Raw genomic sequence first — 25,240 nt, 5'->3', positions numbered from 1 at the left:
TCTATATTCTGAATAATAGTGTGTTTTTAGTTGCCTAAGAGTACAGCGGATGACATTTCGACAATGGTTCTTTTAGTCAATCTGGTTAGGAAATCTCGAATTGTCAATAAAAGTAAGAAGATTTGTATAATGTATTCTTATAATTTATCTTTGGCTTTCCTAAAGTTAATTTAGGTTTTTCTCACATGATAGTTTGATAATTTTTTTGAGTTTTTACCCATAACATTTTTAGGTTATTTTGTAAAAATCTTAACTCATTAAAAATACTTATATTATCTTGGCGCATTAAGTTTTCCTAATTCAGGTTATGTTATTCTTTGAAGCAAGTCAGAAAAAGGATATTTGTACTGGAAATTGGGGATTATGTGATGTAAATAGGGTTTTATCTCTAATTTATTTTTGGATTGCATAAATTTTGTTAAGAAAGGAGAAAATAAAACCCGTGATGTTCTAAATAGTGAAAAAAATGCAGTAAACCTTTGCCCTATTTAATAGAGTAGAGTAATGTCACAATCGGTATTATTTTATTTGATACTGCTGAAGTAAAAACACCAGGTTAGTTAGTAATTAAAATCAAAAAAAAGTGATGAATAAACAATGATAAATGCAAATCGTCAGATAATAAACCTCGATCTCGATCTGCTAAGAACTTTTGTTGCCGTTGCTGACTTAAATACTTTTGCAGCAGCAGCAGCAGCTGTTTCTAGAACGCAGTCAGCTGTGAGTCAGCAAATGCAGCGGTTGGAACACCTCGTGGGGAGAGAATTATTCGCTCGTCACGGCCGCAATAAGCTTCTGACCGAGCACGGGCTTCAACTTCTTGGTTACGCACGTCAGATTCTTCGTGCCAATGACGATGCAACAGCATCATTAACCTACAATGATGCAGACGGTGAATTAAGAATAGGCGTATCAGATGACGCTGTTGATACACTGCTTCCCTTCTTGTTGAACCGTATTGCCTCAGTCTATCCACGTGTTGCTGTTGATGTGCGGATTAAACGCGCTCAGTTTATCGAAAGCATGTTGGATAACCATGAGATTGATTTGGCATTAACCACAGCAAAAATTAACCACCACCCCAAAACAGCCCTACGCTCTTCGCCTGTTTTATGGCATTGCGCGCCGGATTTCCAATTACAAACAAACGAACCCGTGCCATTGGTTGTAATGGATGAAACCAATCCATTCCGCCAAATTGCGCTGGACACACTTGATATGGCAGGCATTTCATGGCGTATTGCATATGAAGCGGCTTCCCTGTCTGCTGTTCGTGCAGCTGTAAATGCAGAAGTTGGCATCACAGCTCGACCTCTGGAAATGCATAATGCAGACCTGAGAATTTTGGGTGAAAGTGAAGGGTTACCGCGTTTGCCGGAAATTCAATTCTACCTATATCGCAACAGTAATGAACAGAATGAATCTGTCCTGACTGTTTTTGATGCTATAGAAAATAAGAAAACACCTTATACCGTGACGCCTGTCGAATCCGATGAGCCTAATGAAATGGATGAATCTATTGAACCCATTGATATTACTAAATCGGCTGAGTCAGTTGATGAAACTTCCGTCGAAAATATAGACGAATAAGTATTTAAGTATTATGTGTTTTATAGGCTAATATTTCCATTTTACTTGTGGAGATATTAGCCTATTTGCTAATTGTGTATTAATAATCCTCCTAGGTTTTCATTCCCATTTCTGATATTTCCATTAAGAAATATACTCTATTAATTTTCCTATCACTTTCGAATTTTAGTTAAAAGAATGTTGCTGCGTTAACAAATTTCATTTTGCTAAATTGATAAAATAAATCCGTTTTTAGAAATAGCGGTGTTATCGCAATCAAATAGTTCTTTTTAGAAACAGTTTATTAAGAATTGAATAAATTACGTTCATGTATTGAATATTTTTCAATGAAACTGTGCACTTGATCATAAAAATACCCCAGACAGTACAGTGGAAAGACAGGTTTTTCCTGCGATAATGGTGTAGTAAAGTCGAGTTATCGGTTAGACTAGTCATGTCAGGGAGTTGTTTTTTTACACGACTGACACGTTTTAGCGTTATACCAGCACAATCTGTTAATTAATGGTTTTTTGTTTGTAAATAAATAGGTAAGCGCTTTTTGCCCTTGTGGCAAAATATTGTTGAGAGGAATAAAAACCAAGACGATCCAAGCGCCAAAAGATATTGATTAGCGCTGTTTCATATTTGGTTGTTATCCCTTCCCATGAATCGATGTGGTGCAACACTGCCAGCTAAAAGAGCAGACACCTTGACACCACTTTTGATGAGTAAGCAACGAGTATGTCTACATCCACTGGAATTTTAGCCCATCACTGGGCATTTGCGGTTTTCCTAATAGGTGCTCTTGGGTTGTGTGCGCTCATGTTACTGGGCGGGTACTTCATGGGGGGCAGGGCGAAAGCCAGGGCAAAACACGTACCTTATGAATCAGGTATCGATTCTGTCGGCAGTGCTCGTATGCGTCTGTCGGCAAAATTCTATCTGGTTGCCATGTTTTTTGTCATCTTCGATGTTGAAGCCCTTTACTTGTATGCTTGGGCCGTCTCAATCAAAGAGAGCGGTTGGTTGGGCTTTGCCGAAGCAAGCATTTTCATTTTGGTGTTATTGGTAGGCTTGGTTTATCTGGCGCGCATTGGCGCTTTGGACTGGGCTCCGGCACGTTCAAAACGTCAGGTCAGTAAACCGAGTGCTGACACCTATACCAACAACAGTCATATGCAGTAATAGCGAGGCATGAAAGATGGATTATACGCTCACCCGCATAGATCCGAACGGTGAGAATGACCGTTATCCCCTGCAAAAACAGGAAATTGTTACAGATCCCCTGGAGCAGCACGTTCACCGCAGTGTTTATATGGGAAAATTAGAACATGCTCTGCATGACATGGTGAATTGGGGAAGAAAAAACTCCCTGTGGCCCTATAACTTCGGGCTTTCTTGCTGTTATGTAGAAATGGTGACGTCGTTTACCGCAGTCCACGATGTTGCACGTTTTGGTGCAGAAGTATTGCGGGCATCTCCCCGTCAGGCTGACTTCATGGTGATCTCCGGAACCTGCTTCGTCAAAATGGCCCCTGTCATTCAACGCCTTTACGATCAAATGCTGGAACCAAAGTGGGTTATTTCCATGGGAGCCTGTGCAAATTCTGGAGGTATGTACGATATTTACTCCGTGGTTCAAGGCGTTGATAAGTTTATCCCTGTGGATGTTTACATTCCCGGCTGTCCTCCCCGCCCGGAAGCCTATATGCAGGCATTGCTGCTGTTGCAGGAATCCATAGGCAAAGAACGCCGCCCGTTGTCATGGGTTGTCGGCGATCAGGGGGTTTACCGCGCCAATATGCAATCAGAAAGAGAACGGAAGCGCGGTGAACGTATTGCAGTGAAAAACCTGCGTACTCCAGACGAAATTTAAGGCTTTTAGCCATATAGCGTAACCAGAGCAATGTGTTGCGATCACAAAAACCCTGATCAAGCGTTGTGGTGAAGAATGATGACAGATCAGATAGCGCAAGAAAGCGCCCGGCCAGCTTGGCAAACACAAGATCATCTTGATGATCCTGTTGTTAGCGAGCTTAATCGTCAATTTGGTCCGGATGCCTTTACTGTCCAGCCTACTCGTACCGGCATGCCCGTTGTTTGGGTCAAACGGGAAAAGTTACTGGAAGTAATGACATTCCTGAAAAAGTTGCCTAAACCTTATGTCATGCTGTTTGACTTGCATGGCGTTGATGAGCGTCAGCGCTCTCACCGGCACGGCTTGCCTGCTGCCGACTTTTCAGTGTTTTATCACTTGATTTCCATTGAGCGTAACCGCGACATCATGCTGAAAGTCGCGCTTGCTGAACAAGACCTGAATATCCCAACGATTACGTCAATTTTTCCGAATGCCAATTGGTATGAGCGTGAAACTTGGGAAATGTTTGGCATTACCTTCAAAGGTCATCCAAATTTGCGTCGCATCTTGATGCCGCCAACATGGGAAGGTCACCCGTTGCGCAAGGAATACTCTGCTCGCGCCACGGAGTTCGATCCTTTCATTCTGACCAAGCAGAAAGAAGATCTGGAGATGGAAGCGCTGACTTTCAAACCAGAAGAATGGGGCATGAAACGTGGTACCGATAATGAGGATTTTATGTTCCTCAACCTCGGCCCTAACCACCCTTCTGCTCACGGCGCATTCCGCATTATTCTGCAACTTGATGGCGAAGAAATCGTCGATTGCGTTCCCGATATTGGTTACCACCACCGTGGTGCTGAAAAAATGGGTGAACGTCAATCATGGCACAGCTATATCCCTTATACCGACCGAGTTGAATATCTGGGCGGATGTGTTAACGAAATGCCTTATGTGCTGGCAGTTGAAAAACTGGCAGGCATTGAGGTGCCGGATCGGGTGAAAACCATCCGTGTCATGCTGTCCGAGTTGTTCCGCATCAATAGCCACCTGCTGTATATCAGTACATTTATCCAAGACGTTGGTGCAATGACCCCCGTCTTCTTTGCCTTTACTGACCGACAGAAAGTTTACGATGTGGTTGAAGCAATCACAGGTTTCCGTATGCATCCGGCATGGTTCCGTATTGGCGGAGTTGCCCATGACCTGCCGCGCGGCTGGGATAAACTGCTGCGTGAATTACTGGACTGGCTACCGAAACGTTTGAACTCTTATGTCAAGGCCGCGCTGAAAAACAGCGTATTGAAAGGACGCTCTGTGGGTGTGGCTTCCTATAATTCGAAACAGGCTTTGGACTGGGGGGTTACTGGCGCGGGTCTGCGTGCAACCGGTATCAGCTTTGACGTGCGTAAATGGCGTCCGTATTCCGGTTATGAAAACTTTGATTTCGAAGTACCGACAGGCTACAACGGCGATTGTTATGACCGTGTGATGCTGAAAGTGGAAGAAATTCGTCAGAGTATGCGTATCCTTGAGCAGTGTCTGAAACATATGCCAGAAGGCCCATTCAAGGCTGATCATCCGCTGACAACCCCTCCACCAAGAGAGCGCACTTTGCAGCACATCGAAACCATGATTAACCACTTCTTGCAGGTGTCATGGGGACCGGTCATGCCTGCTAATGAATCATTCCAGATGATCGAAGCGACTAAGGGTATCAACAGTTATTACCTGACCAGTGATGGTAGCACCATGAGTTACCGCACCCGTATCCGCACACCAAGTTTTGCTCACTTGCAGCAAATTCCATCGGTGATCCGCGGCAGTCTGGTTTCTGACCTTATCGTCTATCTGGGCAGTATCGATTTTGTTATGTCTGATGTGGATCGCTAACGATGCAAAGTGAATTTAACGCAAACAAGCAAGCACGTCTTGATGTGGTTAACGTAACGGACGCTCAGACACCGGATAAGTTTGTGCTGAGTACTGAAGAACGTGATGCTATCGAGCAAGAAAAACACCACTACGAAGATCCGCGTGCTGCGTCAATTGAAGCACTGAAAATTGTGCAAAAACACCGTGGCTGGGTACCGGATGGTGCCATTTATGCCATTGCTGAGGTGTTAGGCATTCCAGCCAGTGATGTGGAAGGTGTGGCGACGTTTTACAGCCAGATTTACCGCCAGCCAGTAGGTCGCCATATTATCCGCTACTGTGACAGCGTTGTATGTCACATCACGGGCTATCAGGGCGTTCAGGCAGCGATAGAATCGCACCTGAACATTCGTCCGGGGCAAACCACGGCAGATGGGCGTTTCACTCTGTTGCCAACCTGCTGCTTGGGTAATTGTGACAAAGGGCCGACCATGATGATCGATGAGGACACCCATAGTTACGTGAAACCAGAAGAAATTGAAAAATTACTGGAGCAGTATCCATGACAACGCATTCAGGAGTGAAAGAAATTATCCGCGCAGCGGAATCTCATCCCCTGACATGGCGGTTGCGTGATGACCAACAACCTGTCTGGTTGGATGAATACCGAAGCAAAAATGGTTATCAGGGAGCCGAAAGAGCCCTGAAGGGCATGGCTCCTGATGACATTATCGCCTTGGTAAAAGATGCTGGCTTAAAAGGCCGTGGTGGTGCGGGTTTCTCTACAGGCTTGAAATGGAGCCTGATGCCAAAAGACGAAAGCATGAACATCCGTTACCTGCTGTGTAATGCGGATGAAATGGAACCCGGCACTTACAAAGACCGCTTGCTGATGGAACAACTGCCGCATTTGCTGGTGGAAGGCATGTTAATCAGTGCGTTTGCACTGAAAGCCTATCGTGGCTACATCTTCCTGCGTGGTGAATATGTCGAGGCGGCTGTTCATTTACGCAAAGCGATTGAAGAAGCAAAAGCGGCTGGTTTGCTTGGCAAGAATATTTTGGGCAGTGGCTTTGATTTTGAACTGTTTGTTCATACCGGCGCGGGACGTTATATCTGCGGGGAAGAAACCGCATTGATTAACTCCCTTGAAGGGCGCCGTGCAAACCCTCGCTCAAAACCTCCATTCCCTGCGACATCCGGTGTTTGGGGTAAACCAACGTGTGTCAATAACGTCGAGACGCTGTGTAATGTTCCTGCCATCCTCGAACATGGGAAAGAGTGGTACATCGGTCTGAGTGAAGGCAAAAGTAAAGATGCCGGCACCAAACTGATGGGCTTTTCTGGTCGGGTCAAAAATCCGGGATTGTGGGAGTTGCCTTTTGGTACGACGGCTCGTGAAATTCTCGAAGATTACGCGGGTGGTATGCGGGATGGACTGAAATTCAAAGCATGGCAACCGGGTGGTGCCGGAACCGACTTTCTGACAGAAAATCACCTTGATTTGCCTATGGATTTCGAAAACATCGCAAAAGCGGGCAGTCGGTTAGGCACTGCGCTGGCGATGGCAGTGGATCATGAGATCAACATGGTTTCCCTGACTCGCAATCTTGAAGAATTCTTTGCCCGTGAATCTTGTGGTTGGTGTACACCATGTCGTGATGGCTTACCGTGGAGTGTAAAAATTCTCCGTGCCATTGAGAATGGTAAAGGCCAACAGGGCGATATCGAAACATTGGAACAACTCTGCCGTTTCCTTGGCCCGGGTAAAACTTTCTGTGCCCATGCACCCGGAGCAGTAGAGCCTTTGCAAAGCGCTATCAAATACTTCCGTGAAGAGTTTGAAGCGGGAATCGTCACCAAAGACTACGGCAATACCAGCCTGATTGCGGGTATTCAACCAAACCTGCTTAAGCAACGTTGGTAAAACTGGCTTTGCAAGCAAAAACAGTGCTAAAGCAGAATTTTGATTAACGCCTGCCACGGCAGGCCATTGGGAAGCATGCTGACTATGGCTACGATACATGTAGACGGCAAAGATTATGATGTAAACGGGGCTGATAACCTGTTGCAAGCCTGCCTCTCATTGGGGCTTGATATACCTTATTTTTGCTGGCATCCAGCGCTGGGAAGCGTTGGCGCTTGCCGCCAGTGTGCGGTCAAGCAATATCAGAACGCGGAAGATACGCGCGGTCGTCTGGTGATGTCTTGTATGACACCTGCATCAGATGGCTCGTATATCTCCATTGATGATGAAGAAGCAAAACAATTCCGCGCAAGTGTAGTTGAATGGTTGATGACCAACCACCCTCATGACTGTCCTGTTTGTGAGGAAGGGGGAAACTGTCACTTGCAGGATATGACGGTCATGACGGGGCACTCATTCCGTAAATACCGTTTTACCAAACGTACTCACCAAAACCAGGAGCTGGGGCCATTCATTGCGCATGAAATGAACCGCTGTATCGCCTGTTATCGTTGCGTTCGCTACTACAAAGATTATGCGGATGGGACAGATTTTGGCGTTTATGGTGCGCATGACAACGTCTACTTTGGTCGTCCTGAAAGTGGCACTTTGGAAAGTGAGTTTTCCGGTAACCTTGTCGAAATCTGCCCAACAGGGGTATTTACCGACAAGACCCATTCAGAACGCTATAACCGTAAGTGGGACATGCAGTTTGCGCCAAGTATCTGCCAGCAATGCAGTATCGGCTGTAACACCAGTCCCGGTGAACGCTACGGTGAATTACGCCGAATCGAAAACCGTTATAACGGCACTGTTAACCACTACTTTATGTGTGACCGAGGGCGCTTTGGCTACGGTTATGTCAATCGTGACGACCGTCCCCGCCAGCCACAACAATTGCGTGGCGATCAATGGATATCACTGAATGCCGAGCAGGTTATGCAAGGGGGCGCAGATATCTTGCGTCAGGCAAAAAATGCCATTGGTATCGGTTCACCGCGCGCCAGCATTGAAAGTAACTTTGCCTTGCGTGAATTGGTTGGAGCGGAAAACTTCTACAGCGGCATTTCATCGGAAGAACAACATCGCCTTGATATGATGCTGGAAATTCTCCAACAAGGTGGAGTTTACACGCCATCATTGCGTGACATTGAGGGTTACGATGCCGTATTGGTATTAGGGGAAGATCTGACTCAAACCGCTGCCCGCATGGCATTATCTGTGCGTCAGGCAGTGAAGGGCAAGGCTCGCGAAATGGCCGCCGCCCAGAAAGTGGCAGACTGGCAAATCGCTGCTGTCATGAATATTGGTCAACACGCCAAATATCCTCTGTTCTTGACCAGCGTCGATGAAACCAAACTGGATGATGTTGCAGCATGGAGTTACCGTGCACCTGTTGATGATCAGGCTCGCTTTGGTTTTGCGGTGGCACATGCATTGAACAACATTGCTCCTGCTGTCAATGACCTGCCGGATGAGCTGAAAGCAAAAGTAGAAATCATTGCCCAAGCACTGCGCGAAGCGAAAAAGCCGTTGATTATCAGTGGCAGCAATCCGGGTAGCGATACTCTGATTCAGGCTGCTGCCAATATCGCGTGGGCATTGAAAGATAAAGGTGCCAATGTTGGGCTTTCCTATGTTGCGGCTTATGCCAATAGCCTGGGTCTGGCAATGATGGAAGCGCAGCCGTTGGATGCTGCTTTACGGCGTATTGGCAGAGGGGATTCAGATACCGTTATTGTGATGGAGAACGATCTCTATCGTCATGCACCTGCGGATAAAATCGATAGCGCACTTGATAGCCTGAAAAATTTGGTCGTCGTTGACCATCAGCGCACCGCGATTATGGATAAGGCCCATTTGATTCTGTCGGCGTCCAGCTTCGCTGAAAGTGATGGGACGTTGGTGAATCAGGAAGGTCGTGCACAGCGCTATTTCCAGGTCTACGAACCTGCGTTCTATGACAAATCTATCGTTATGCTGGAAAGCTGGCGCTGGATGCACTCTCTGTATACCACGTATACACAATGCCAGACGGACTGGACACAGCTTGACCACGTCATTGAAGCTTGTGTCAAAGCTATGCCGCAGTTTAAAGGCATCGTTAGTGCAGCGCCGGATGCTACTTTCCGTATTCGTGGGCAAAAACTGGCCCGCTCACCTCATCGTTACAGTGGTCGTACCGCCATGCTGGCTGATGTCAGTGTTCACGAGCAACGTCAACCACAGGATATCGATACGGCATTTGCCTTCTCGATGGAAGGGAACAACAGCCCATATGCACCTCGCCAGCAAATCCCGTTTGCATGGGCACCGGGTTGGAACTCACCACAGGCATGGAATAAATTTCAGGCCGAAGTCGGCGGCAAACTGCGTTTCGGTGATCCGGGAGTGCGTTTGATTGAAGCGGTTGATGGCGGGTTGAACTACTTTGACGGCATTCCAACTGCATTCACTGCACAAAAAAATCAATGGTATGTTGCGCCTTATTTCCATCTGTTCGGCAGTGATGAGTTATCACAGCGTTCTGATGTCATACAGGAGCGCACTCCTGAGCCGTATGTGATGATCAATCATAAAGATGCGGAGCATTTGAATGTGACAGAAGGAACCGTGATGGAGTTTGATTGTGAAGGACAGAAACTGCGTTTGGCAGTGCGCTTGAGCGGCAATCTGGCTCAGGGTCAAGTGGGTCTGCCGCTGGGTATGCCGGGTATTCCACCGGTTCTGGCTGGCAAATCAATCAATAACTTACGGGAGGCTGCATAATGAGTTGGCTGACTCCCGATGTGATTGAAATCCTGATAGCTGTTCTGAAAGCCACCGCCATTCTGTTGGTGGTGGTTGTCTGCGGGGCATTCATGAGCTTTTTTGAACGCCGCATCCTTGGTCTGTTCCAGAACCGTTACGGGCCAAACCGTGTGGGTTGGGGTGGTTCATTACAGCTCGTCGCAGACATGATCAAAATGTTCTTTAAAGAAGACTGGGCACCACGCTTCTCTGATCGGGCCATTTTCACCTTGGCCCCGGTCATTGCGTTTTGTTCACTGCTTCTGGCCTTTGTGATCGTGCCAGTGAGTCCAACATGGATGGTAGCAGACCTGAATATCGGTGTCCTGTTCTTCATGATGATGGCAGGTCTGGCGGTTTATTCCGTGCTGTTTGCGGGTTGGGCGAGTAATAACAAATATGCCCTGTTGGGTGCGATGCGCGCATCAGCACAGACATTGAGTTATGAAGTCTTCCTTGGTCTGTCCATGATGGGGGTTGTGGCACAAGCCGGCTCCTTTAACATGGTGGATATCGTTAACTCACAGCAACATGTGTGGAATATCATTCCCCAATTCTTTGGCTTCCTGACTTTTGCCATTGCAGGCGTGGCGGTTTGTCACCGTCATCCTTTTGACCAGCCGGAAGCAGAGCAAGAATTGGCTGATGGTTATCACATCGAATATTCCGGCATGAAGTTCGGCTTGTTCTTTGTCGGGGAATACATCGCTACCGTGACGGTATCTGCCTTAATCGTCACACTGTTCTTTGGTGGCTGGAATGGGCCTCTCTTGCCTCCGTTCGTCTGGTTTGTGCTGAAAACGGCATTTTTCATGATGATGTTTATCCTGATCCGTGCTTCATTGCCGCGCCCTCGTTATGATCAGGTGATGTCGTTTGGCTGGAAAATCTGTCTGCCGTTAACATTACTCAATATGCTGGCGACTGCCGCAGTGATTTTATACAACGCTCAATAAAGGGGTGATTGAACCATGACATTGAAAGAGTTAGTGGTCGGTTTCGCCACCCAGGTACGCAGTATTTGGATGATAGGGCTTCATGCCTTCCATAAACGCGAAACAAAAATGTATCCGGAAGAGCCGGTTTATCTGCCACCCCGTTACCGTGGGCGCATCGTTCTGACGCGTGATCCAGACGGTGAAGAGCGTTGTGTTGCCTGTAACTTGTGTGCGGCGGTGTGCCCTGTAGGGTGTATTTCCCTGCAAAAAGCCGAGCACAAAGATGGTCGTTGGTATCCTGAATTCTTCCGCGTTAACTTCTCGCGTTGCATCTTCTGCGGCTTGTGTGAAGAAGCGTGCCCAACTACCGCTATCCAGCTGACGCCGGATTTTGAGCTGGGTGAATTCAAACGTCAGGATCTGGTGTATGAAAAAGAAGACCTGCTCATTTCAGGGCCGGGCAAATATCCAGATTATAACTTTTACCGTAAGACAGGTATGGCGATTGACGGCAAAGATAAAGGTGAAGGCGACAACGAAGCCAAGCCTATCGACGTTAAAAGCCTGTTGCCGTAAGGAGCGATATTCATGGAATTTACATTTTATGTCGCAGGGCTGGTTGCCATCCTCGCAACACTCAGAGTGGTAACCCATACCAATCCGGTACATGCGCTGTTGTACCTGATTATCTCCTTGCTGGCACTATCTGTGGTGTTTTTTTCACTGGGCGCTTATTTTGCTGGTGCACTGGAGATCATCGTTTACGCGGGAGCGATCATGGTGTTGTTCGTCTTCGTCGTGATGATGCTGAATTTAGGGAAATCGGTCGTCGAGCAGGAGCGGGCATGGTTACAGCCCCGGGCTTGGATCGGCCCATCTATTCTCTCTATCGTGCTGCTGATTGTGTTGAGTTATGCCATCAGCAGGCTGCCACCTGCTGAAATTAGCGGTGAAGTGGTCAGTGCTAAAGAAGTGGGCATCAGCTTGTTTGGCCCTTATGTCCTGGCAGTTGAGCTGGCATCTTTGCTGCTTCTGGCGGGAATAGTGGTGGCTTACCACATTGGCCGTGAAAATCGACAAGGTGAAGTGATCAGCAATCGAGTGGAGGACCAACAATGATAGCGTTACACCATGGTCTTATTCTGGCGGCTATTTTATTTACGTTGGGCTTCGCTTGCCTGATTATCCGCCGCAACCTGTTATTCATGCTGATCGGGCTGGAAATCATGATCAATGCTTCAGCACTGGCATTTGTGGTTGCCGGCAGCTACTGGCTCCAGCCTGATGGTCAGGTAATGTACATTTTGGCCATTACTCTGGCAGCAGCCGAGGCGAGTATCGGTTTGGCACTGTTACTACAGTTGCACCGTCGTCGCCAGAACCTGAATATTGATACAGTCAGTGAGATGCGCGGATGAACTTACTCTATTTAACAATTCTGTTGCCACTGTTGGGGTTTTTGCTATTGGCATTCTCCCGTGGCCGCTGGTCTGAAAATCTGTCAGCCACTATTGGGATCGGTTCTGTTGGGTTGGCAGCACTGGTTACGCTTTGGGCAGGGATCGAATTCCTTTCCCAGAATGAAGCAGGGGGGCTGGTCTACAGCCAGACATTGTGGAACTGGATGGCCGTGGATAATTTCAGTATCCCCATGAATCTGGTACTGGACGGGCTGTCACTGACTATGTTGGGTGTGGTGACCGGCATTGGTTTCTTAATCCACATTTACGCTTCATGGTACATGCGTGGTGAAGAGGGTTATTCCCGCTTCTTCGCTTATACCAACCTGTTTATTGCCAGTATGGTGGTATTGGTACTGGCAGATAACATGCTGTTAATGTACCTCGGTTGGGAAGGGGTAGGTCTGTGCAGTTACCTGCTGATCGGCTTCTACTACAAAACCCCGGCCAATGGTGCAGCGGCAATGAAAGCCTTCATCGTGACCCGTGTGGGTGACGTGTTCCTTGCCATTGGGATGTTTATCCTTTACGACCAATTGGGTACGTTGAGCTTCCGCGAGCTGGCGGTATTGGCTCCACAACATATCGAAGCAGGCTCTACCGCGATCACTTGGGCAACCCTGATGATTCTGGGTGGTGCAGTCGGTAAATCAGCGCAGTTGCCATTGCAAACATGGTTGGCAGATGCGATGGCTGGCCCGACACCAGTGTCTGCGCTGATCCATGCCGCGACGATGGTAACTGCGGGTGTTTATCTGATTGCCCGCAGCCATGCCCTGTTCTTAATGGCACCAGATGTCCTGCATCTGGTTGGTGTGATTGGTGCAGTAACTCTGTTACTGGCCGGTTTCGCCGCGCTGGTACAGACGGATATCAAACGTGTGCTGGCTTATTCAACCATGAGCCAAATTGGTTACATGTTTTTGGCGCTGGGCGTACAAGCCTGGGATGCAGCTATCTTCCACTTAATGACCCACGCATTCTTTAAGGCATTGCTGTTCCTGGCTTCTGGCTCTGTGATTCTGGCCTGCCACCATGAACAGAACATCTTCAAAATGGGTGGCTTAAGCAAGCGAATTCCGTTTGTTTATGCCTGCTTCCTTGTCGGTGGATCGGCACTGTCGGCATTGCCACTGTTGACCGCAGGTTTCTACAGTAAAGATGAAATCTTGTGGGGCGCACTGGCAAATGGTCATATGAACCTGATGCTGGCAGGGTTGGCTGGGGCATTGATGACCTCTTTGTACACCTTCCGCATGATCTTCATTGTGTTCCACGGTGAAGAAAATACCCATGCTCACCCAGTTAAAGGCATTACCCACACTTTACCACTGTCAGTATTGTTGGTGCTGTCCACCTTTGTTGGTGCGTTAATTGCGCTACCTCTGACAGGCGTTTTGCCAGAAAGCAATACAGGACATGATGGCAAAGTGACACTGGAAATTATTTCTGGCGTCGTTGCTGTTGTCGGTATCTTGCTGGCGGCCGCGCTGTATCTTGGCAAACGTAATGTGGTCAATGCCACTGCAAACAGTGCGCCGGGGCGTTTCTTTTCCACATGGTGGTTCCATGCGTGGGGATTTGATGCGCTGTATGACTGGGTATTCGTGAAACCATTCAAAGGCATTACCCGCTTGTTGCAGAATGATCCTTTGAACTCACTGATGAACATTCCAGCCATATTATCCCGCTGGGGTAATAAAGGGCTGCGTTGGAGTGAGAACGGACAAGTCCGTTGGTACGCTACCTCTATGGGGTTGGGTGCAGTGCTGGTTTTAGCTCTGCTGCTTTTGGTTTAATTAAGGGACACATTGCGCCATGCTATTACCTTGGCTAATTCTACTGCCCTTCATCGGAGGCCTGCTGTGTTGGCAGGCGGAGCGCTTCGGCACTCGTATGCCGCGTTGGATAGCGCTTCTGGCGATGGGGCTGACATTGTTACTTTCCCTGCAACTGTGGTTGCAGGGCGGTTATACACTCACCAACCCTCAGGGTATTCCACAGTGGCAATCAGAGTTTCTGCTTCCGTGGATCCCACGTTTTGGCATTAGCATTCATCTGGCACTGGATGGTCTGTCCTTGCTGATGGTGGTATTGACTGCATTACTGGGGTTGATGGCTATTCTTTGTTCGTGGAATGAAAACCAGCCATACCAAGGGTTCTTCCACCTGAACTTGTTGTGGATACTCGGTGGGGTGATGGGGGTCTTCCTTGCCATCGACCTGTTCCTGTTCTTCTTCTTCTGGGAAGTGATGCTGGTACCGATGTACTTCTTGATCGCACTTTGGGGTCATAGAGGTTCAGAAGGTAAAACTCGTATCACAGCGGCAACGAAATTCTTCATCTATACCCAAGCCAGTGGTCTGGTGATGTTGATTTCGATTCTGGCGTTGGCTTTCATTCATCATGATGCAACGGGTGAATGGTCATTCAACTATGAAAAACTGTTGAATACGCCGATGTCATATACCATCCAATATTTGTTGATGTTGGGCTTCTTTATTGCATTCGCAGTAAAAATGCCGGTTGTGCCTCTGCATGGTTGGTTGCCGGATGCCCATAGTCAGGCACCAACAGCGGGTTCAGTTGACCTCGCGGGGATCTTGTTGAAAACCGCGGCATATGGTCTGTTACGTTTCAGTTTACCCCTGTTTCCACAAGCTTCTGCGGATTTTGCGCCGATTGCGATGTGGCTGGGTGTCATTGGTATCTTCTACGGTGCATGGATGGCCTTTAGCCAGACTGACATCAAACGTCTGATTGCTTATACCAGTGTTTCCCATATGGGATTCGTACTTATCGCCATCTATACCGGTAGCCAACTGGCTTATCAGGGGGCGGTCATTCAGATGATTGCACATGGTCTATCGGCTGCCGGTCTGTTCATTCTGTGTGGTCAGTTATATGAACGTCTGCATACTCGTGACATGCGTCAAATGGGCGGCCTGTGGGGAAGAATTCAACTTCTGCCTGCGATATCCCTGTTTTTCGCGGTAGCGACATTGGGTATGCCGGGAACCGGTAACTTTGTCGGTGAATTCATGATCCTGTTTGGTAGCTTCAGCAAATTCACCCTGATTACTACGGTATCCGTATTTGGTTTGGTTTTTGCGTCTGTTTACGCGCTGTATCTGATGCAGAAAGCTTATTACGGAACGCCGAAAACCGATAAACCATTGCCGCAGATGGATGCTCGTGAAATTTCCATTTTGCTGCTGCTGGTTGTCTTGCTGGTGATTTTGGGTGTTTACCCGCAGCCAGTTCTTGATACCTCTGCCGCAGCGATGAGTAACATCCAGAATTGGTATTCAGCTTCACTTTTAACTACAAGGCCGTAATTCGCCATGACAATAACTTCTGAACAATTGATCGCACTGTTGCCGCTATTAATCGTCGGATTGACGGTGGTGGTTGTGATGCTGTCCATTGCGTGGCGACGTGATCATTTCACCAATGTCGCCCTGACGGTGATTGGTCTTAACCTGGCCCTGCTTTCTCTCTATTTTGTGGGACAGCAGGAGCCGATGGATGTCACGCCTCTGATTCATGTGGATCGTTTTGCGATGTTCTATACAGCACTGGTGCTGATTGCGAGCCTTGCAACGACGACATTTGCCTACTCATGGCTGGAGAATTATCCCGATAATAAAGAAGAGTTTTATTTGCTGGTGCTGATTGCTGCTGTCGGGGGAATTCTGCTCTCTTCGGCTAATCATATGGCATCACTGTTTATCGGGATTGAACTGATTACCCTGCCACTGTTTGGTTTAGTGGGCTATGCGTACCGCCAGAAACGTTCTCTGGAAGCAAGTATCAAATACATGCTGCTGTCTGCGGCGGCATCTTCGTTCTTGCTTTTCGGTATCGCGCTGCTGTATGCAGAATCTGGTGACTTATCCTTCGCATCACTGGGTAAGAACCTGAGTGACAGCAAGCTGCATGAGCCGCTGGTTCTGGCAGGGCTGGGCATGATGATTGTGGGATTGGGCTTTAAACTTTCCCTTGTGCCTTTCCAGTTGTGGACGCCCGATGTTTATCAAGGCGCGCCAGCACCGGTATCGACCTTTCTGGCGACGGCAAGCAAGGTTGCTATCTTTGCTGTGGTTATGCGTTTATTCCTTGAAGCACCAGTGACGGATAGTGCAACCCTGCGTATTGTGCTGACGATAATTGCTATTGCCTCTATCCTGTTTGGTAACTTGCTGGCTCTGACACAAAGTAATATCAAACGATTACTGGGTTACTCGTCCATTGCACATCTGGGCTATTTATTGGTGGTGCTGGTTGCTATCAAAGATCACACACTGGCAGAAGAGACTGCGGGTATCTATCTGGTGGGTTATTTGCTTGCCAGTATCGGGGCATTCGGTATCGTCAGCTTAATGTCCAGCCCATACAGAGGGCCAGATGCAGATTCACTGTTCTCATACCGTGGCCTGTTCTGGCATAAGCCAATCCTGTCAGCTGTTATGACTATCATGATGCTGTCACTGGCAGGGATACCATTAACCTTTGGTTTTATCGGGAAATTCTACGTCATCGCAACCGGTGTTGAAGCAAGGTTGTGGTGGTTGACTGGCGCAGTTGTTCTGGGTAGTGCGATTGGCCTTTACTACTACCTGCGTGTGATGGTGAGTTTGTACCTGCCAGCCCCAAAAACACTGAACCGCGATACACCACATAACTGGGCATTCACCTCTGGCGGGATTGTAGTACTGCTTACCGGATTACTGGTATTGATCCTCGGTGTATGGCCACAACCGTTAATTGATATTGTTCAGCTAGCGAAAAGCAGTTTGTAAGACAGTAATCTGAAAATCAAACTTTAAAGACTCAGTCATGATTGGCTGGGTCTTTTTTTTTGTTGACCACATTAGCATTCATGCGGTTGCCTTGTTTTTCCAACTTTCCGTGTTACCGAGCTAATACATTAACCCGGTAACACGGAGTAGACAAGCGAGCGCGTCAGTGTGATTTGAATATATTGTCTTAAGCAAAATGTAACATAGGTAACCATATCTATTTGTTTAATATACAATGTTAATCACGATTTTGCCGTTTTATCGTTAATCACACTGGAATAGATAAATAATTCTGGTATATCCTGCCTTGCGGTATATCACAAGTGTAAAATTATCATGGATAAGATAAAGAATTTTCTCATTGAGGTTGGTTTTCGATTTGACAAAAAAATGATAAGGAGGGATGAATGCAGATTAAGTCATTGTTCAATATGCTGATAATAATAATTTTATTTGTTATTAGCAATGCGGGATTCATTTCTCTTGATTTAACTATCAAAGAAATAATAACTCTATGGTCAAGCAAGGAATACACCTCATCTGATCTATCTTTTTTTATTCACGCCACTGATTATGTGATGCTGACTAACAATTTATTGTTTATTCTCTGTACTGCAATATTTTTGTTTCGAAACAAATTAAAGCGCAGATTACGCATGCTTCTTTCTACCTTTTTAATCGGACTATTGAATAACAGTGCCACATTTATTTATATTTTGAATTTCTCAACTCTTTTTCAATTTATTCCAAATCGAGAGCTAAACTGGATATTTATTTTGTTTCCTGTTTCAATGATGATTATTTATATTCTTGCAAGGAAGAGCACAAATGAACAATAGAGATATAATTAGACAATCAAGACTCTTGGATAAACTTGATATATATACGTTAAATATATATGACACTACCTGCAAATGGTTACCTAAGGGTGTTTTTTTATGGGTAGAAACAAAGGGAACAGGCCATACCTTTATTTCTGTTCATACCGAAAATGGAATAAATGTGTTTACCTATGGTCGTTATGCCGATACCGGTCCATTAGGAATAACTGGTGATGGCATTTTAATTTGGTTGCAGGATAATGAAGCAATTGAATATATGTCAACCGAACTTTATAGAATGGAAGCTCAAGTTTATAATATCAGAGATGCCGATATTATCGCAATAATGGGATATTTTAAAAGCCTATGGCACACGGGTACAAAAATAGGCGGTAATTCAGTGTCTGAGTCCACCCAAAAATTTGGGAAAATCATTGATATTTATGATGTGACTGGAGTTAACTGTACAACTCACTCTGTTAAGGCGCTTAACTACGCAGGTAGCTCGGTCTTTCGAAAACAGAATATATTTTCTGTAAATTATACCGAGGATTTTACCATTCCATATTCATTAAGAGTGTATATGAATGATATTGATACGCTTAAGAAAAGTATGATTATCACTGATGTTACCTGGAGTTTTAGGCAACAGATGAGAAACACTAAAGGATTAGTTCCTTTAGATGGTGCAGGGAAAACACAAGGAGCACTTGGTGTTGGTGCTAAATCTTCAGGCACGCTAGGCACTCAAAGTAGTGGATACGGTGGAGCAACTTTTGGCGGCTCATCCGGTTGGAATTACTCTCCGAAAGAAGAATAATCACAAGTAATAATGAGGGGGGAGAGGAGTGCCAAACCTTAAAAATATAAACCTCCGGCTGGAGGTTTAGCATTATTCGATGAGGAGTTAACAAAGAAGACCTTTCACTAATTCCTCGAATAAAGAGAGTTTTTCTCGTTGCTCAGTTTCAATATTCAGTTTTATTTGGGTTTTCAACAAAGTAATATGCTGTAATGACGACCAAATGATTTCATCTTTTGACTTAATGTCAATCATTCTATCTTTCAGGTCTTCTTCATCATTATATTTTGATTCAGCAGTATGCAGTCTCAAATAATCAATAGCTCTCTTTTTGGTTGCCCCTGAGTTTCTGCCAAATTGATAGGTTGTCTGTATTTCTGTTGGAATGACAATTAGGACACCAAAAACAAAGGGGTTGGCTTTCAGGACAATAGCAGAGCCGAAGATGAAAGTCAGAACAGAGAACAGTCTATCAATCCTTCCGGTAGCGGTTGCATAAAGCTGCTCTAGGTAGTGTGAATATAAAATTCTTCAAGAATATCATCGCAGCTCATGGTAAAACTCCTTACTTTTTACCGTCTCCTGTCTTACCAGTTCCACCCTGTGATGCAGGAGGATTTTTAGGTTGAGGAGTCGGCCTGATTGCTTTAGGCGGTAAATGATCAAACGTCGGTACTCTTTATGTTGGCTTGCTCACAATTAATATCCTTTAAAAATTTGTAAGCTTAAATTATAAACGAATACTTGGCATTGGGGAATACCAAGGAACCACTGCCACCTGAGGGGGTTAAATATGCAGGCTATTGGCATGTAACGTTAGAACAAATAAGTGAAGAGGACTTGCAAGCGGGTATAGAAAAATGGTTTTTCAGAACGGATGTTGCTGAAAAATGGAAGCAATCAGTACCAAATTTAGTACCGGGATTGTTAGATCTATTACAGTCCTATGTTACAACAGCCTCGATTTATAAATTAAATATGACTCCTCCTATGTGGCATGCAATTCGCTGGGATGAATTTGTATTAGACAGCAAGCACGGAAGATTTCTACTTGGGTTTAATTTCTCAGATTAAAGCAGTCTCATTTACAGGATCTTAATAATTAAGCGCTTTCAAAGCGCTACTCCAACGTTTTGTTTTACATGATTTTATTTGTGGTGTTTCGAAGGCATTCCGGTATATACCCAATGGATTTCAAGTTGCGTCGCGGCGGCAAGGGAACGAATCCCCGGGAGCATAGATAACTATGTGACTGGGGTGAGTGAGTGCAGCCAACAAAGAGGCAACTTGAAAGACGAAGGGTATAAATATTCCTTGGTTTTTTCTGGGGAAAAACACGTTTCTACCAGGCTCTTTGAAGGATATTTTCTATTATTGGTCATAACCACATGTCTATATCTTGAGCTGCTACAGAGGACGGCGGGAGTGATCCCGCCTTCTACTCAATAGATTTGTTGTTTACTTTCCAATGATGATACGAACCAAAATAAACAAAAGAAAAAAATGGGTAAGTAAAGGATAAATCTGCAAAATCCGTAAAAAGTATATGTATTCCACGATGTATTAACAAATTCCCGCACTTCTTTTCCTTGATTATCTAATTGACGCAATTCAATGAATATTTTCTCATCATGTTTTTTTATTTTATATCGGGACAAAATAATCACACCAAATGGATTTAAATTAACGTGAATCTTGAATAAAAAATGTAACTAACTGATTGTTATAAAACTAGATTTGATACGTATTTTTGTGATCTCCATAATTTTATTGATTTTTATTTCATCGTCGAAGTTCCTCTTGCCATCATTCGATATATCCCTCTGTAAGTACAGTTGTTTTTACTTTTATGTTAAGGTGACCCGTCACGTGGACTGAGTGAATTATGAACACAAGATGTCTGCAAGGTAGATAACCCTTTATCGGGATTATCTGTATGTCATAGAAATCTCTACAAAATATTGCTTATTGGAGTAAATAGGAGATAGTGTCGAATACTAATTTTGAAGGATAATTATGAGTCAAGATAATACTGGTCAGGTAAAGACTAAAACTTCCATTAACCCACCAGTTTTTTTCTTCTCGGCGTTTTTCGTCATTGCACTGGTGACATTCGCCGGTTTGAAACCCAAACTTGCCGACCAATGGTTTAAGGCTTTACAGCAGGATATATTTGTTAATGCCAGTTGGTTTTATATCCTTGCTGTTGCTTTAATTTTACTTTCGGTCACCTATCTGGGTTTGTCCAGATACGGCAATATAAAACTCGGCCCTGACCATGCTGAACCCGATTTCAGTTATTTCTCTTGGTTTGCCATGCTGTTTTCTGCGGGCATGGGGATAGGGCTTATGTTTTTTGGCGTGGCTGAACCCGTCATGCATTATTTGTCACCCCCGGTGGGAACGCCTGAAAGTATTGCTGCTGCCAAACAAGCGATGAAACTGACTTTTTTCCATTGGGGGCTTCATGCGTGGGCAATTTATGCCATTGTGGCTTTAATTCTGGCATTTTTTAGTTACCGACACGGTTTGCCTTTAACACTGCGCTCTGCGCTGTATCCGATTATCGGCGATAAAATTTATGGGCCGATTGGTCATGCCGTGGATATCTTTGCTGTTATTGGTACTGTATTTGGTGTTGCCACCTCTTTGGGGTATGGCGTTCTTCAGGTCAATGCGGGCCTTAACCATCTGTTTGATTTGCCTATCAATGAAACAGTGCAGGTGGTATTGATTATTCTGATTACCGCACTGGCTACTCTTTCCGTTGTTTCCGGCCTGGATAAAGGCATTCGCATTCTATCTGAATTGAATTTGGGTTTAGCGGTTTTATTGTTGGTTCTGGTCGTGGCTTTGGGACCAACCGTACTCCTGCTGAAATCCTTTGTGGAAAACACGGGGGGCTACCTTTCGGAAATTGTCAGCAAAACGTTTAACCTTTATGCCTATGAACCCAAATCCAGTAATTGGTTAGGGGGATGGACATTGCTGTACTGGGGATGGTGGTTATCGTGGTCTCCATTCGTCGGCATGTTTATCGCCAGGGTTTCCCGGGGCCGGACAATCAGAGAATTTGTGACAGGTGTTCTGTTTGTGCCCAGTGGGTTCACGCTGATGTGGATGACGGCATTTGGTAATAGCGCCATCGATCTGATTGCCAATAAAGGAGCAAAAGAGTTAGCCCATACCGTACAGACAGATGTCTCTCTGGCGCTATTTAACTTTTTGGAACATTTCCCGTTTCCTGCTGTTCTGTCATTCATTGCTATGGCAATGGTTGTGATGTTTTTTGTTACCTCAGCGGATTCTGGCGCAATGGTGGTTGATACACTGGCTTCTGGTGGCGCTAATCATACACCTGTCTGGCAAAGGATCTTCTGGGCAGGGCTAATGGGAGTTGTTGCCATTGCATTATTGGTTGCAGGGGGCTTGTCTGCCTTGCAGACCGTCACGATTGCCAGTGCGCTTCCTTTCTCGATTATTCTATTGATATCCATCTATGGCTTACTCAAAGCATTACGGATTGACGCATACAAGAAAGACAGCCAGCAAATGACCACAATCGCACCGCCAGCCAGCCGCAATCCGATTCCGTGGCAACGGAGATTGAGAAACATTGTCTATTATCCTAAATGCTCGCAGGTGAAACGTTTTATGAACGAAATCATCCAGAAAGCAATGGAAATGGTAGCCGAAGAGTTGGGGAAGCAGAACAAAATTGTTGTGATCAATGATGAAATGGACGATCGCATTCATTTTGAAGTGGACTTTGGCGAAAATCTCAATTTTGTGTATGAAGTGCGTCTAAGGGGTTATATCCAACCTGCATTCGCCCTTGCAGGCTTTGAAGATGATGAAAGAAGCGAGGAGCAGAAATATTATCGTGCGGAAGTTTACCTTAAAGAAGGTGGGCAGGATTACGATTTAATGGGATGGACTCAGGAGCAGATCATCCATGATATTTTGGATCAATACGAAAAACACATTCACTTTTTGCATTTGGTTCGTTAATAAAATCGTTTTTTAACAAAAAAGCCTGCAATCCCCAGACGTTTCAGTCTGGGGATTTTTTTACATTTGCGCCAGACTATCATACAGAACTGGCGCAGTCGTATAAGGTAATGTTAATTTGGCCGGCGCCCAGCAAATATAATCTGATTATAGAATCTACTAATACATAAATTAAATTCAGAGTTTGGCTGTGTCATACCAAAATGTGATTTACCCCGTATTACTGTGCTTTTTATCGCTTTCCATCGGTGAATTTGGTTTTCAGTGACTATTCTTTTTATACATTGGGCTATTTCGCTGAGGGAAATGGAGTGCTGAAAACTTTACTGACTTCTGACGTTATCCAATGGTTTTCCTGTGCAAAAGATTGGCGTGAAGCTATTGCGATAGCATGTCAGCCACTGATTGATAACGGCGCGATTGAACCAAGCTATATTGAAGCCATTTACCGTTCCCATGAAGAAATTGGCCCGTATTACGTTGTTGGTCCGGGCATTGCGATCCCACATGCAAGGCCCGAACAAGGTGCCAATCGCCTTGCTTTAAGTTTAACCGTATTTCATCAGGGCGTTGCGTTCGGCTCTGAAAATAATGACCCCATTAAGTTGTTGATCGTATTCGCGACGACAGACAGCAACAGCCACATTGAAGTGTTGGCTGAGCTGGCTGAACTTTTTGATGACCAACAAGAAATTAATCAATTAATGCATTCCAGTAGCCGGGACGAAATTTTTTCGATCGTTCAAGGTTACTGACCCATATCTACCCACATGGCGGGCAATATCATGAAAATTACAGTCGTTTGCGGTAATGGTTTAGGCACGAGTTTGATAATGGAAATGAGCATCAAAAATATCCTGCAAGAATTAGGTGTGGAAGCCAGTGTTGAACATATTGATTTGGGATCAGCCAAAGGAACCGTGAGTGATATTTTTGTTGGCACGAAAGATATTGCTGAACAATTGCTTATACAGAATGCGGATAGGAAAATCATTGCGCTGGAAAATATGTTGGATAAATCTGCGATGAGAGTGCGTTTATCTGCGGCATTGGCTGAAATGGGCAAATTGTAATTGGAGGCGAGTATGGATTTCTTCCGCTTTCTGATGAACGATGTGTTGTCAGAGCCTGCTGTTCTGGTCGGATTGATTGCCCTGATCGGTTTAGCCGTTCAGAAAAAACCGGTGACAGAATGTATCACCGGAACAGTAAAAACGATTCTGGGATTTGTTATTTTAGGGGCAGGTGCGGGATTAGTTGTTAATGCGTTGGGAGGATTCGCGACTATCTTCCAACATGCTTTTGGGATTCAGGGGGTAATACCTAACAATGAAGCGATTGTATCCATCGCTCAGAAAAGTTTTGGCAGAGAAATGGCGTTGATCATGTTTTTTGCCATGATTATTAATATCCTGATTGCTCGTTTCACACCGTGGAAATTTATTTTCCTGACGGGTCACCATACCTTATTTATGTCGATGATGGTGGCCGTTATCCTGTCAGTAGCCGGAATAAAGGGGATGACACTAGTCGTTATCGGTTCGCTTGTCGTTGGGATTTCAATGGTCTTTTTTCCCGCCATTATCCATCCTTACATGAAAAAGGTCACAGGCTCTGATGATGTGGCACTTGGGCATTTCTCGAACCTCTCTTATGTTCTGGCGGGTTTTATCGGCAGTAAACTGGGGAACAAAGCGCATTCCACAGAAGAAATGAACGTACCGAAAAGTCTATTGTTTCTGCGTGATACGCCTGTGGCGATCTCTTTTACCATGGCGATTATCTTTATCATCACTTGCCTGTTTGCTGGCGATGATTTTGTCCGGCAAGTCAGCGGTGGAAAAAATAGCTTCATGTTTGCGGTGATGCAATCCATCACATTCGCGGCGGGAGTTTATATCATCTTACAAGGTGTCAGAATGGTGATTGCCGAGATTGTACCTGCATTTAAGGGGATCTCTGATAAATTGGTGCCAAATGCCAAACCCGCCTTGGATTGCCCGGTTGTTTTTCCTTATGCACCTAATGCTGTCCTGATTGGTTTCTTGAGTAGCTTTGCCGCCGGTATTACTGGCATGTTTATTCTCTACCTACTCAACATGACGGTAATTATTCCGGGTGTCGTACCGCATTTCTTTGTTGGGGCAACCGCAGGTGTTTTTGGCAATGCGATGGGAGGAAAAAGAGGGGCGATACTGGGTGCTTTTACACAAGGCATGTTAATCACTTTTCTACCCGTATTCCTGTTACCGGTATTAGGAAACATCGGTATTGCCAACACCACATTTAGCGACGCTGATTTTGGGGCGGTGGGAATTTTATTGGGCATTATTGTGACTCACTGAAT

Annotated in this window: 21 protein-coding genes; 20 read left to right on the top strand and 1 reads right to left on the bottom strand. The window is 45.5% G+C overall.

The window, feature by feature from the left end; translation table 11 throughout:
- Nucleotides 1-597: 597 nt before the first annotated feature.
- From hexA to AB204_RS00150, 15 genes are all read left to right on the top strand, one after another.
- A complete protein-coding gene (hexA, locus tag AB204_RS00225) occupies nt 598-1,590 on the top strand; it encodes a transcriptional regulator HexA (protein WP_047961382.1) in 993 nt (330 codons plus the stop codon).
- A 720-nt stretch (nt 1,591-2,310) separates the two neighbouring features.
- Nucleotides 2,311-2,754 (top strand): NADH-quinone oxidoreductase subunit A, encoded by a 444-nt coding sequence (locus tag AB204_RS00220; protein ID WP_047961381.1) that lies wholly within the window; start codon nt 2,311-2,313, stop codon nt 2,752-2,754.
- 16 nt (nt 2,755-2,770) lie between these two features.
- Nucleotides 2,771-3,445, top strand: coding sequence for a NuoB/complex I 20 kDa subunit family protein (locus AB204_RS00215; protein ID WP_047961380.1), 675 nt, complete (start codon nt 2,771-2,773; stop codon nt 3,443-3,445).
- 75 nt (nt 3,446-3,520) lie between these two features.
- Nucleotides 3,521-5,320, top strand: coding sequence for an NADH-quinone oxidoreductase subunit C/D (nuoC, locus tag AB204_RS00210; RefSeq protein ID WP_200898183.1), 1,800 nt, complete (start codon nt 3,521-3,523; stop codon nt 5,318-5,320).
- A gap of 2 nt (nt 5,321-5,322) precedes the next feature.
- The gene (gene nuoE, locus AB204_RS00205) at nt 5,323-5,868 is read left to right on the top strand and encodes an NADH-quinone oxidoreductase subunit NuoE (protein WP_047961378.1); all 546 of its coding nucleotides are present in this window, start codon (nt 5,323-5,325) and stop codon (nt 5,866-5,868) included.
- Nucleotides 5,865-7,229, top strand: coding sequence for an NADH-quinone oxidoreductase subunit NuoF (gene nuoF / locus AB204_RS00200; RefSeq protein ID WP_047961377.1), 1,365 nt, complete (start codon nt 5,865-5,867; stop codon nt 7,227-7,229). Before nuoE ends, nuoF begins: the two co-directional genes overlap by 4 nt.
- A gap of 75 nt (nt 7,230-7,304) precedes the next feature.
- Nucleotides 7,305-10,037: an NADH-quinone oxidoreductase subunit NuoG gene (gene nuoG / locus AB204_RS00195; RefSeq protein WP_047961376.1), complete on the top strand. Its 2,733-nt coding sequence runs from the start codon at nt 7,305-7,307 to the stop codon at nt 10,035-10,037.
- Entirely contained in the window at nt 10,037-11,014 is a 978-nt protein-coding gene (gene nuoH, locus AB204_RS00190; protein ID WP_047961375.1) for an NADH-quinone oxidoreductase subunit NuoH, read from the top strand. Before nuoG ends, nuoH begins: the two co-directional genes overlap by 1 nt.
- 15 nt (nt 11,015-11,029) lie before the next feature.
- Nucleotides 11,030-11,572: an NADH-quinone oxidoreductase subunit NuoI gene (gene nuoI, locus AB204_RS00185; RefSeq protein ID WP_047961374.1), complete on the top strand. Its 543-nt coding sequence runs from the start codon at nt 11,030-11,032 to the stop codon at nt 11,570-11,572.
- Between the two features lie 12 nt (nt 11,573-11,584).
- Nucleotides 11,585-12,115, top strand: a complete 531-nt coding sequence (gene nuoJ / locus AB204_RS00180) for an NADH-quinone oxidoreductase subunit J (RefSeq protein WP_047961373.1) — start codon at nt 11,585-11,587, stop codon at nt 12,113-12,115.
- A complete protein-coding gene (nuoK, locus tag AB204_RS00175; protein ID WP_047961372.1) occupies nt 12,112-12,414 on the top strand; it encodes an NADH-quinone oxidoreductase subunit NuoK in 303 nt (100 codons plus the stop codon). Before nuoJ ends, nuoK begins: the two co-directional genes overlap by 4 nt.
- Nucleotides 12,411-14,255, top strand: a complete 1,845-nt coding sequence (nuoL, locus tag AB204_RS00170) for an NADH-quinone oxidoreductase subunit L (RefSeq protein ID WP_047961371.1) — start codon at nt 12,411-12,413, stop codon at nt 14,253-14,255. Before nuoK ends, nuoL begins: the two co-directional genes overlap by 4 nt.
- A 19-nt stretch (nt 14,256-14,274) precedes the next feature.
- Nucleotides 14,275-15,795, top strand: coding sequence for an NADH-quinone oxidoreductase subunit M (gene nuoM / locus AB204_RS00165; RefSeq protein ID WP_047961370.1), 1,521 nt, complete (start codon nt 14,275-14,277; stop codon nt 15,793-15,795).
- 6 nt (nt 15,796-15,801) lie between these two features.
- Entirely contained in the window at nt 15,802-17,259 is a 1,458-nt protein-coding gene (nuoN, locus tag AB204_RS00160) for an NADH-quinone oxidoreductase subunit NuoN (protein ID WP_047961369.1), read from the top strand.
- Nucleotides 17,260-18,087: 828 nt separating this feature from the next.
- Complete coding sequence (locus AB204_RS00150; protein ID WP_053067798.1) at nt 18,088-18,900, top strand: hypothetical protein; 813 nt, start codon at nt 18,088-18,090, stop codon at nt 18,898-18,900.
- Between the two features lie 87 nt (nt 18,901-18,987).
- Here AB204_RS00150 and AB204_RS23285 read toward each other — a convergent pair whose 3' ends face one another.
- Nucleotides 18,988-19,194: a hypothetical protein gene (locus AB204_RS23285; RefSeq protein ID WP_047961367.1), complete on the bottom strand. Its 207-nt coding sequence runs from the start codon at nt 19,192-19,194 to the stop codon at nt 18,988-18,990.
- Between the two features lie 438 nt (nt 19,195-19,632).
- On the opposite strand from AB204_RS23285, the gene AB204_RS00140 reads away from it, so the two are divergent.
- The 5 genes from AB204_RS00140 (at nt 19,633) to AB204_RS00120 (ending at nt 25,238) form a co-directional block, all read left to right on the top strand.
- Nucleotides 19,633-19,956: a hypothetical protein gene (locus AB204_RS00140; protein WP_053067797.1), complete on the top strand. Its 324-nt coding sequence runs from the start codon at nt 19,633-19,635 to the stop codon at nt 19,954-19,956.
- Nucleotides 19,957-20,898: 942 nt separating this feature from the next.
- Nucleotides 20,899-22,893 carry a choline BCCT transporter BetT gene (betT, locus tag AB204_RS00135; protein ID WP_047961366.1) on the top strand — a complete coding sequence of 665 codons (1,995 nt, stop codon included), beginning with the start codon at nt 20,899-20,901 and terminating at the stop codon, nt 22,891-22,893.
- 311 nt (nt 22,894-23,204) lie between these two features.
- Nucleotides 23,205-23,648: a PTS sugar transporter subunit IIA gene (locus tag AB204_RS00130; RefSeq protein ID WP_047961365.1), complete on the top strand. Its 444-nt coding sequence runs from the start codon at nt 23,205-23,207 to the stop codon at nt 23,646-23,648.
- Nucleotides 23,649-23,678: 30 nt separating this feature from the next.
- Nucleotides 23,679-23,966 carry a PTS sugar transporter subunit IIB gene (locus AB204_RS00125; protein WP_047961388.1) on the top strand — a complete coding sequence of 96 codons (288 nt, stop codon included), beginning with the start codon at nt 23,679-23,681 and terminating at the stop codon, nt 23,964-23,966.
- Between the two features lie 12 nt (nt 23,967-23,978).
- Nucleotides 23,979-25,238, top strand: coding sequence for a PTS ascorbate transporter subunit IIC (locus AB204_RS00120; RefSeq protein ID WP_047961364.1), 1,260 nt, complete (start codon nt 23,979-23,981; stop codon nt 25,236-25,238).
- Nucleotides 25,239-25,240 lie beyond the last annotated feature (2 nt).

It is taken from the genome of Xenorhabdus khoisanae (assembly GCF_001037465.1).
GTDB lineage: Bacteria > Pseudomonadota > Gammaproteobacteria > Enterobacterales > Enterobacteriaceae > Xenorhabdus > Xenorhabdus khoisanae.
The sequence above is the reverse complement of the archived record's forward strand: the minus strand, read 5'-3'. Positions and strand labels throughout refer to the sequence as shown.

Excerpts from the sequence above, each read along its gene's own strand:
- nuoM (WP_047961370.1), top strand. The coding sequence starts at position 14,275 with ATGCTATTACCTTGGCTAATTCTACTGCCCTTCATCGGAGGCCTGCTG.
- AB204_RS00120 (WP_047961364.1), top strand. The coding sequence starts at position 23,979 with ATGGATTTCTTCCGCTTTCTGATGAACGATGTGTTGTCAGAGCCTGCT.
- nuoH (WP_047961375.1), top strand. The coding sequence starts at position 10,037 with ATGAGTTGGCTGACTCCCGATGTGATTGAAATCCTGATAGCTGTTCTG.
- AB204_RS00215 (WP_047961380.1), top strand. The coding sequence starts at position 2,771 with ATGGATTATACGCTCACCCGCATAGATCCGAACGGTGAGAATGACCGT.
- nuoJ (WP_047961373.1), top strand. The coding sequence starts at position 11,585 with ATGGAATTTACATTTTATGTCGCAGGGCTGGTTGCCATCCTCGCAACA.
- nuoN (WP_047961369.1), top strand. The coding sequence starts at position 15,802 with ATGACAATAACTTCTGAACAATTGATCGCACTGTTGCCGCTATTAATC.
- nuoI (WP_047961374.1), top strand. The coding sequence starts at position 11,030 with ATGACATTGAAAGAGTTAGTGGTCGGTTTCGCCACCCAGGTACGCAGT.
- nuoC (WP_200898183.1), top strand. The coding sequence starts at position 3,521 with ATGATGACAGATCAGATAGCGCAAGAAAGCGCCCGGCCAGCTTGGCAA.
- nuoG (WP_047961376.1), top strand. The coding sequence starts at position 7,305 with ATGCTGACTATGGCTACGATACATGTAGACGGCAAAGATTATGATGTA.
- nuoE (WP_047961378.1), top strand. The coding sequence starts at position 5,323 with ATGCAAAGTGAATTTAACGCAAACAAGCAAGCACGTCTTGATGTGGTT.
- nuoK (WP_047961372.1), top strand. The coding sequence starts at position 12,112 with ATGATAGCGTTACACCATGGTCTTATTCTGGCGGCTATTTTATTTACG.
- betT (WP_047961366.1), top strand. The coding sequence starts at position 20,899 with ATGAGTCAAGATAATACTGGTCAGGTAAAGACTAAAACTTCCATTAAC.
- nuoF (WP_047961377.1), top strand. The coding sequence starts at position 5,865 with ATGACAACGCATTCAGGAGTGAAAGAAATTATCCGCGCAGCGGAATCT.
- AB204_RS00150 (WP_053067798.1), top strand. The coding sequence starts at position 18,088 with ATGAACAATAGAGATATAATTAGACAATCAAGACTCTTGGATAAACTT.
- nuoL (WP_047961371.1), top strand. The coding sequence starts at position 12,411 with ATGAACTTACTCTATTTAACAATTCTGTTGCCACTGTTGGGGTTTTTG.
- AB204_RS00220 (WP_047961381.1), top strand. The coding sequence starts at position 2,311 with ATGTCTACATCCACTGGAATTTTAGCCCATCACTGGGCATTTGCGGTT.
- hexA (WP_047961382.1), top strand. The coding sequence starts at position 598 with ATGATAAATGCAAATCGTCAGATAATAAACCTCGATCTCGATCTGCTA.
- AB204_RS00125 (WP_047961388.1), top strand. The coding sequence starts at position 23,679 with ATGAAAATTACAGTCGTTTGCGGTAATGGTTTAGGCACGAGTTTGATA.